The sequence below is a fragment of the Nostoc mirabile CHAB5784 genome, assembly GCF_020829645.1.
Lineage (GTDB): Bacteria > Cyanobacteriota > Cyanobacteriia > Cyanobacteriales > Nostocaceae > Nostoc > Nostoc mirabile.
The window spans coordinates 1-8,520 of the sequence record NZ_JAIVFS010000190.1 but is presented as its reverse complement, the minus strand read 5'-3'; the positions used below and the strand labels follow the sequence as shown (position 1 = coordinate 8,520).

At 44.3% G+C, this 8,520-nt stretch carries 12 protein-coding genes; 7 read left to right on the top strand and 5 right to left on the bottom strand.

The window, feature by feature from the left end; all coding sequences use genetic code 11:
• Positions 1–179 precede the first annotated feature (179 nt).
• Both LC653_RS43265 and LC653_RS43260 read right to left on the bottom strand, forming a co-directional pair.
• Entirely contained in the window at positions 180–506 is a 327-nt protein-coding gene (locus tag LC653_RS43265; RefSeq protein WP_229501423.1) for a hypothetical protein, read from the bottom strand.
• A 5-nt stretch (positions 507–511) separates the two neighbouring features.
• Positions 512–1,027, bottom strand: a complete 516-nt coding sequence (locus LC653_RS43260; RefSeq protein WP_229501422.1) for a hypothetical protein — start codon at positions 1,025–1,027, stop codon at positions 512–514.
• 175 nt (positions 1,028–1,202) lie between these two features.
• Between LC653_RS43260 and LC653_RS43255 the strand changes: the two genes are divergently transcribed.
• The 5 genes from LC653_RS43255 to LC653_RS43235 all read left to right on the top strand — a co-directional run bounded on the left by LC653_RS43255 (position 1,203) and on the right by LC653_RS43235 (position 5,173).
• Positions 1,203–1,421, top strand: coding sequence for a hypothetical protein (locus LC653_RS43255; protein WP_229501421.1), 219 nt, complete (start codon positions 1,203–1,205; stop codon positions 1,419–1,421).
• A 196-nt stretch (positions 1,422–1,617) separates the two neighbouring features.
• Positions 1,618–1,857, top strand: a complete 240-nt coding sequence (locus LC653_RS43250) for a hypothetical protein (RefSeq protein ID WP_229501420.1) — start codon at positions 1,618–1,620, stop codon at positions 1,855–1,857.
• A 1-nt stretch (position 1,858) separates the two neighbouring features.
• Complete coding sequence (locus tag LC653_RS43245; RefSeq protein WP_229501419.1) at positions 1,859–2,914, top strand: hypothetical protein; 1,056 nt, start codon at positions 1,859–1,861, stop codon at positions 2,912–2,914.
• The gene (locus tag LC653_RS43240; RefSeq protein WP_229501418.1) at positions 2,877–3,650 is read left to right on the top strand and encodes a hypothetical protein; all 774 of its coding nucleotides are present in this window, start codon (positions 2,877–2,879) and stop codon (positions 3,648–3,650) included. The genes LC653_RS43245 and LC653_RS43240 overlap by 38 nt, the downstream gene beginning before the upstream one ends.
• A 746-nt stretch (positions 3,651–4,396) precedes the next feature.
• Positions 4,397–5,173 carry a PEP-CTERM sorting domain-containing protein gene (locus tag LC653_RS43235; protein ID WP_229501417.1) on the top strand — a complete coding sequence of 259 codons (777 nt, stop codon included), beginning with the start codon at positions 4,397–4,399 and terminating at the stop codon, positions 5,171–5,173.
• A 417-nt stretch (positions 5,174–5,590) separates the two neighbouring features.
• Here LC653_RS43235 and LC653_RS43230 read toward each other — a convergent pair whose 3' ends face one another.
• A complete protein-coding gene (locus LC653_RS43230; RefSeq protein WP_229501416.1) occupies positions 5,591–5,794 on the bottom strand; it encodes a hypothetical protein in 204 nt (67 codons plus the stop codon).
• A 330-nt stretch (positions 5,795–6,124) separates the two neighbouring features.
• On the opposite strand from LC653_RS43230, the gene LC653_RS43225 reads away from it, so the two are divergent.
• Positions 6,125–6,322: a hypothetical protein gene (locus LC653_RS43225; RefSeq protein WP_229501415.1), complete on the top strand. Its 198-nt coding sequence runs from the start codon at positions 6,125–6,127 to the stop codon at positions 6,320–6,322.
• A gap of 68 nt (positions 6,323–6,390) precedes the next feature.
• Here LC653_RS43225 and LC653_RS43220 read toward each other — a convergent pair whose 3' ends face one another.
• Positions 6,391–6,903, bottom strand: coding sequence for a tyrosine-type recombinase/integrase (locus tag LC653_RS43220; protein ID WP_229501414.1), 513 nt, complete (start codon positions 6,901–6,903; stop codon positions 6,391–6,393).
• Between the two features lie 166 nt (positions 6,904–7,069).
• Between LC653_RS43220 and LC653_RS43215 the strand changes: the two genes are divergently transcribed.
• Positions 7,070–7,924 carry a methyltransferase domain-containing protein gene (locus tag LC653_RS43215; protein WP_229501413.1) on the top strand — a complete coding sequence of 285 codons (855 nt, stop codon included), beginning with the start codon at positions 7,070–7,072 and terminating at the stop codon, positions 7,922–7,924.
• A gap of 308 nt (positions 7,925–8,232) precedes the next feature.
• On the opposite strand, the gene LC653_RS43210 is transcribed toward LC653_RS43215, so the two are convergent.
• On the bottom strand, positions 8,233–8,520 hold a 288-nt coding region (locus tag LC653_RS43210), incomplete at its 5' end, for a hypothetical protein (RefSeq protein WP_229501412.1).

Below are 8,520 nucleotides of genomic sequence, written 5' to 3'. Positions count from 1 at the left end.
AGTAACTCCACCACGTAAAGAAGCATCTGTTGCTGTTTAATACCTTAGATTATTCATACTTTTGCTAAGTCTCTGATTAACTCAGCCCTGCTGGGTCATTTTGTATAGCTTAGTCTAAACTCCAGTCAGTAGGGAGAGCCGTAAACCAACGGGCTGTATTAGCGATCGCTTGTAAATTGTTAGTTAAGAGCAGCCGCGATCGCAGCCCCCAACTTCTTCAATGTTCTCTCTTTGGCAAACTCAGCGGCCGCCCGTGCAGATTCAGCCAAAATTGTGTCAGTGTTTGGGGTCAACTTCAACGCTCCGCCTAGATATCCGAGCGATTTAACGTAATTATCAGATAAGTTAGTCGAGGCCAAGCGTTTCACAGTTTGATGATCGTTTTTGTGGAATGCTGACAGAGCGTCAATTTGTGCATTAGTTTCTGGAGTTCCCAAAACGTCTATGATTGCGTTGACAGCTTCTAATACTTGTGTTGTTGTTAATTCTGATATTGATTGCACCATTTTACTTATTCTCCTTTTAACCAATTGTTAGATTTTTCTGCTCCCATTTGACGAGCATAATTGCGTTCCCATCTGGTATTTAGATGGTCAAAGATAATCTTAGAAATAAACTTAGCTATGCTTGACCCATCAAAATAATGCGCTGTTTTCACCAAAATCAGATTTTGTTTGGTGAGATGCATATAATTACCATCTTGGGAAATTACATCACTTGGCAAAATAATATGTCCTAATGGATTTTGGCCAATTTCATCAGATGTCGGTTGTTCCTTATATGCAGGTAACGCCTTGAAACCTTCATTAATAACGATGTCTACCCACTCATCTACATCCATCCCACGTTTAGTAACATCTAACCGAGCCAAACGTTCATAGTATGGACGGTGGTTAGTAGTATGCCCCCTGGTGAATTGATTCACTAAGTCTTGAGGTGAGTGTCCTGAAGATCCAGAAAACTCTCTCATTTTTTCTAGGTGTTCTGGTGTCACATAGAAAGTGGAAACATTGAATTTATAAGCCATCTAGCCTATTGTCCCTTAGACTTTACCTCTAAATTTATCCTGCAATGCTCTAAGTTTACCCCAAAGCTTTATAGTTGTGATATAAAAAGTTAAAGCGATCGCACCCCTGACAAGACTGCGATCACTTCCCACCAAAAGGCAGTTCCGCCAAATAGTCTTGGAGGCAATTAATATTATGAGTTCAGAGCAGGAAAAAAGGGAATACGTGCTGTCGGCGATCGCATCTTACCCAACTCAACAGGAAGCTGCGATCGCAATGGGTACTTGTCCTAAAGTGGTTTCGCAATGGAATACAAACAAAGCTCAACCTAGAGATTTAGCAGTTCGAGTAGTTCAGCTTCTAGATGTTCTCAGGGATGCAGGAATTGATGCACCGCCGCCGTTAAGTTTTTAATCTATTAATTTACTTTAGTTATTGCCCGCCAAGAGCGGGTTTTTTATTGTTAAAGACGTGGGCTTTTTATGAGCAAATCGTGGGTAAGACCGTAGCCTATTCAAAACAAGGAATTAGATAATGCTACCTGTGTCTCAAACATTGAACGCCAGAAAGCAGAGTCTGAAGGGCTGATAAAGGGCGTTTTGCTCAGGAGGTGAAAAATGGGTGGCTGCTGCTCATCCCACCAGAAGATGCAACGCAGGAAACCTTGATGCTTCGGCGGTTGAGCGGACTGGCGATGGCGCTAAGTATCGCAGCTTTCTGGGATGTGCTATTTATGCTGCTCAATAACCCAATCACCTTGGGCAGCTTGATTCTGCCGACATGGCAAGTTGGCTTTATTGGCTTAGGGGTGCTGGTAGCGATGATGTTGCTCTTAGTTTTTATGAAGTAATATGCTACACAAACTTTATGCTCTATCTTGTACGGGGCTTTTTATTTGTGGAGCGATCGCAGCTATCGGCAGCTTGTCGGGGTACTTCAACTCCCGATTGCAGTATTGTGATGCAGCAACAAACCCCTGTACCAGAGTTGCGATTTCTGTTGATGTCACACCTCCCAAGACGGCACAGGATGCAATTGTCCTAGCAGGGAATGGCAAAATGCGGCTGTCTCTGGGATTAGTGGCTCTTGTCTTTTTGGCTGGGGGCTACGTTGTCTCTGGTTTAGAAGTTGAAAGTTTGGCAGCGATCGCAAAACAAGAAGAAACCGACGCTTTCTTAGAGGAAAAGCGGCAGGCGATTCTAGCTTCGGAGGAAGAGAAGAAGCTGGTTTTGGCTTCAGATATACGATTTCAGGATTTTGAGCAGCAGCTACTTGATGGGTATGCCATGCTGCTGCTGGAAAATAACCCTGAACTAGCAGAGCAGATTTTAGCTCTTGAACCATCTGCTCAAATTGAGGCGACTACTGTTGAAACTACTGCAACCTTAACGCCTGCGACTACTACAGCTGATCAGGATTCACCCACCGTCGGCGCCAGTCCCTCTTTGTTGTTTCAACTTGACCGGGCTGGCTCACCTGATCCTCCGCATGACAGTTTACCCATAGTAGTAGACAGTACCGCATTGAGTTCGCTTGTTGCAGCTGGTTCAAGAGCAATAGACGGTTTGGTAGATACCAGCCAAAGTCTGATTTTTCTAGGGACACCAGGAGCAGGTAAATCTGTTTCTCTCGGTGTTGTCGTCGGTCGCAAGAAAAAGCGGTTTGGGGATAGAGTTCAGTTGTTTGCGATCGCTATGAAAAACGATGGTTTTTCTGGGGCAAAAGTCGGGCGGTTAAACGCGGATTCTAACGTTTGTTACGAAATATTGTTGGAAGTCATTACCGAATTACGCAAACGAGCAGCGCTTCCCAAATCAGAGAGAAGAATACTGTCAAGATTCTCCAGTAATTTTAATCTTGGACGATTTCATGTCACAGCAAAAGCTGTTGAGTTCGTCGCTGAGTAAAAAAATTGTCCGCTATCCCGAAGAGTCTGGAGCATTTCAGAAAATCACTTTGGGCGATGCTTTCAATGCTGGGATGGCGGAAATTATTTTCAATGGTCGAGAGCTTGATGTTGCTGCTTATGTCGGAACGCAATCAAGTAACATTGAAGACTTAAAATTCTTGTCTTCCAAAGGTGGACGAGCGGGTGTAATTCTGATGTATCAAGCATTCAGAAACACCAAGAAAAATCAAGGTAACTACGAAATTATTAGCCAAGCGATCGCAAATGGGCACGTCATTGCTGACGCTAAAGAGCGAGAGAGGATGAGGGAGGTTTTTCCACAGGCTAAAGCTTTGTCTATGCAAGAACAGCGCCCAATGATTCTGTCATCGAACGCAGACACCGGAGAATTTATTCTTGGCATCGTCTCGGATATGAGAGAGGAGTACAGGGAGTACGAGCGTTTGTACAACGGTGCAGATGAAACGGATATCAACTTTGTTTGGACAATTCGCAAGGTCAGCGAATTTTACCCAGACACCACAGCAGAGACTTTGTTCAATGACATTCGCAATTTAGTAAATGATGGGGTGACTCAGCGAGAGATTATCAGAAGCGTTTTAAAGTGCGGCGAAAACAAACAGCATCCCACGCGGTCGTACACCATCCACGGAAAGTCTCTGTTTAACTGGCTGATTGAAAATTTTGATAACGGCGAGTTGTCAGCGATGCTAGAAAACGACGAAGGTCGATAAAAATGGGTCGAATAAAAACTGAATTTGAATATGCTGGAAATTGGCGCTCAAATTGTAATAAAGGATTACGCCTAATGCCTTTCTGCACTTGCAATCCCATGCATGGGAGGGCTATAACGGTGCATCATGTGAAATATAAGCGTAGCCCTTTGCGGCGAGTTTTGGGAATACTTCTGTTTCACGCCCCCAAAGAAACAGTATCTGGGCGAGAAATTATTGGTTATGATGCCTTTCCGATCTGTGAAAACTGCCACCACAACGTCTATGGGCGAAGTAGTCACCCAGACAGTGTTCACTATACAAAAGTGTGGAAGCAGCTTGGTGGGCTTGATAGTCATAATGTTAGCTCAGTCGCTTGGCGCTTAAGATTCAAGTTTTGGTTTTGGGTAATAGTTTTACGGACGGGCAGATTTCTAATTTCTTTATTTCGAAGGAAAGGTAAAGGTTTTTGTAGTTGAATTTGGATATGAAGTATTATTTTCAAAGGATGATAATACATTTTTAGTTAATGACTAGTTGAAAGGCGATGCCTGCGGCGGGCTGCGCCTACACATCCTATCCTCTAAGAAAATGAGGGGGCGATCGCTCCCACTTTCCTCTAAGAATCTTAGTATGAAAAAGCTCTCAGGGCATCGGTTATGCTCTACACATGAGGGGCGATCGCTGGCAAATACAACCAGGGTAATGTAGAGTAAAAATGTAAGTAATTTTACTTATATGCCCCAAATAGTGAAGTGAAAAGGATTATGGTTACTGCAACTGTTATCAAAAAAATATCAATGGCTGTTGTCAGTTCTGCGATTATTGCTCTAGGCACAGGAGGGCTGGCACAGGCAGCAATTATTGTTCCTAATGAATTGAAAGCTACAGAGGGTGATATCAACAACGGTTTCCCATTCAGCTTAGATTTTCAGGGTCGGTATCAGCAAGTTTTCAGTGCTTCAGCATTTGCATCCTTATCCGAGCCTCAACTAATTAGCCAAATTGCCTTTCGTCCTGATGCGGATTTCGGCAATGCTTTCTCATCGACACTTTCTAGTATCCTAATTAACCTTTCCACCACAACGAGCGTACCTGATAATTTGAGCAACACCTTTGCAAATAATGTCGGGGCAGACAATATTACAGTTTTCAGTGGACCTTTATCACTCTCCAGTGCCGATGAAGGTCTAGCATCTGGTCCTAAAAATTTTGACATTGTTATCAATTTACAAAATCCTTTTTTATACGATCCAACTAAAGGTAACTTATTACTTGATGTGAGAAATTTTGTTAGAGGTACTACGACTCAGTTTGATGCCCAACAACATCTCAGTATTATTTACGGAGATTCCGATTCCGTATCGCGTCAACGGAGCTTTGATCCTAACTCTGCTACTGCTGAAGAACAAGACACAATAGGTTTAGTAACAAAATTTACATTTACATCTGTCCCTGAATCTTCGACAACGTTGGGGACGCTGGCAATCAGTGTTTGGGGTGCAGCATTGCTAAAACGCAAACATCAAAAGAAAACAACTTGATAGTTGTAGTGGCTTGAACGCTTTTGCGCTTATCAACAAATAAGCCCAGTGGTGTGATCGCGCTTGTGTCGTTCTGTAGTGCGATGCCGAACACGAGTGCGTCTCCAAGAGTTGGCGGCAAGCTACGCCCCCTCAAAATCTGGAATCGCAATCTAGGCGTTGTAGTCTTTATTAGATAAAAACTTCTATAAATAGCCCTTGGGGAATATAACCCCATCCAAAGCCCAGCCATTCCGTCTGGGTTTTTTGGTTTTGAGGCGATGGAAGTTTATTCATTCTTAGTAAATCCAATGATTTACCTGAAAACACCGCGTTCATCTGAAGGCTTACGCCCTCTTATCCTCTAAGAAAAATGGTGGAGCGATGCCGAACACGAGTGCGTCTCGTAGAGAAGGCGGTAAACTACGCACCCCTGACTTACTCGTAGTTGCTAAACTTGCGGATATCCCAAGGCAATGAGCGTTGGCTTTGTCTGAGGATAGACTGATAAGCTTCGGGCGATAACCAGGAACCATCTTCTAGTTGCTGGTAGCCTTCAGGTATTTTTTCTGGTGGAGTAGAAGCTGGTAGCGTCCAGGGACGCTTGGGTTTGGCACCGGGGAGGGCGCTAAGACGCTGCAAACTCTGGTGCTACATCCTCTACTTGAAAAGTTGATGTACTGCTCCAACTCAAACTGAGCCTGGGCTTGAGTATCCCCAGCTTCTATATGTGTCATCATTGAATAAACCTTTTACTACAGGTCTACAAAGGGCGATCGCTCATCCGCCAAGACACGCGATCGCCCTTTGTTATATCCTTTATTGTATACGTTGACGTGTTAACACATCACAACATCAACGTCTGGAGAACAGCAAAACTCTCAAGAGCGTTGGCGTGTTAATGTATTGACGCACCAAAAGCGGATTTGGGAGCGTCAATTAAGTTGAAAACAGAAATTATGTGGTTCAAACATGCCTAAGTACGTTGACCTTTCTCGTTATTGGACAGAAGACAAAAACTTATCTATTCAAAAAGCTAAAGAAATGACTGGGTTAGACAAAAGAACCTTGTCATCTGCCAAAAAAGGGCAACTTGAGCGTGGGCAGTTTGAGACTATTGATGGTTTATGGGAATTCTCCATACAGGTTGAGATGTTGGAGCATTTATAGTCAACACCTGTCATTTGGCGACAATCTAAACCCATTGGGCAATACATATTCTAGCGATCGCCCTCCTATCACTCATCATCATCATCCGGTAAATACAACCCACTGCTATCAGTCGGTCTGGCATGGAGATACATTTCCGTGATGGCAACTGAACTATGCCCCAGCGTTTTCTGTAACAAGTGTATCGGCGCTCCCCGGTCGAGACTGTGGGAAGCGTGACTATGCCTAAGCCAGTGGGGGCTAACATTGCCCTCAATAAGAGCGCGTTTGGCAGCATTTTTTACAATATGAAATACCATACTGCGACATAGATGACCGCCTTTACCAGATACAAACACTGGGTCATCGTGTTTGGCATTACCCTTTAAACCAGAAATCTCCCGCCAAATACCAGCATCCACTAGCACAGTTCTGGTTTTATCACCTTTACCAAATACTGTGATTTGCCCCCCGTCACCACGGCTTTTGAGGTCACGCCATTTTAAGCCACACAGTTCCGATACCCGCAAACCCGCAAAATAAAGTAAACGAATAATCGCGCGATCGCTTGCATTAAACGCGTCATTGCCAGACGATTGCAACTATGGCACATCAAGAAGAGTGATTCTAAATCAATTGTGTTGCATCCGTTGGTACCTAAATTTTTCGGTAACGTTTTAAATCCTGTGAACGGTTACAAATCTTTTACTGCAATCCTGCTATACTTTCCCAAGTTTTTCCTGTACTCAAGTTATTAGGAAGTCCACAATGTCAACATCTAGTGATGCACAGCAGCAGATGTATGAGGCTTATGCTTCGTCATACACAATTTTTTTAAAAAATTGGCAAACCCAGCGACAAGCAGCTTTAGATATGCTTGAGAAGCATTTTAAAAGCAACCTTTCTAAGCAAACTGAAGTTTCGTCGGTGCTAAGTGTTGGCCCTGGCCCTGGAGAGTTCGATAAGCAACTTATCCACTTCCTCCAGCAATATGTCCCTTTAGGGCAAACTTTAAAATATGTGACAGTAGAGCCTAATCATGTTCATCGGCAGATATTTGAAGCAACAATGCAATCTGCTGGTCTTGGTGAAGTGGACTTAGAAATGCATCCAGTTACTATTGAGGATTTTCATACTTTGGAGCAGTTTGACTGTATTCATTACACGCATTCTCTTTACCATATGCCCGGGTTCGAGAGGCAATTAATCCTTGAGTCGCTTAATATGCTCAAAGACAGAGGAGTTCTTGTCATCACTCTAGACACAGAAGAAGCAGTGATATTCAAATTGATTGCACAATACGCCGAAGTAGTTGGTAATCAGGAATACTGGCAAGGGGATTCATACATAGAAGCTAGGGAGTTACGTAAAATCATAGATGACATCGGTCTGTCGTATAAATTTGAAAGTTATCCCGAATATTTGGATGTTTCTGCTTGCTTTGAGCAGAATTCCTCTGAAGGTAGAGTGTTGATGGATTTCCTCTTTCAGGCTAACTTACGTAACGCTTCTTGGGAGTTGAATCAGCGGCTACTTTCCTTGGTTGACGAAGTGGCGTTTGAGCAGAATGGCCGCAAAATGCTGTATTTGCCGACTGGCACATTTTTGATTCCAAAGCAATAGGCCAAGTGCAAAGCACACCGAATGTGGTAAGCGTAGCTAGCGGGAGCAGGCAGGGCGATAGCACTTCCCTTATTTTCGGTCCTGAAGGGGTCAAAAGAGGCAAGGGAGCAGGGGGCGCTTTGCTTAGGGGAAAGACTGAGACGGAGCTTGTACTCCGCCCCAGTTCAAAGCGTCCTTTATGACGGGGCAACTCTAGGAGACGCTCCGCGAACGTACCCGTGTTTCGCTCCGCTTCACGCTCAAGGGATAGGCTTGCTCCCCCAAGCTTTTAGCTCCCTTCCCCCTGCCTCTTCGGTGAGCGCTTCGCTTTATTGGTTCGCCCTACACCGAGTCATCCAGAAAGCCGCACTCCGGGCTGTGTAGTCGCGGTCAAACTCATGCTGGCACTGGGGACACTTCCCAGTAAACATAGGATGGGTATCTAGCAGTTCTAGCTGTTGCTGTTGCGTCCGGCGCTGTTGTGGTTGGACAATCAGTTCGCCGTTATAGTAGGTTGCGCCTTCTGGCTCCCACAGTTTCTCTGCTTGGGCGTTTGGGTCTTCTCGAAAGTCTAGGCAACTGTTACCATCTACCCCACCAGGATGGACAAGACAGAC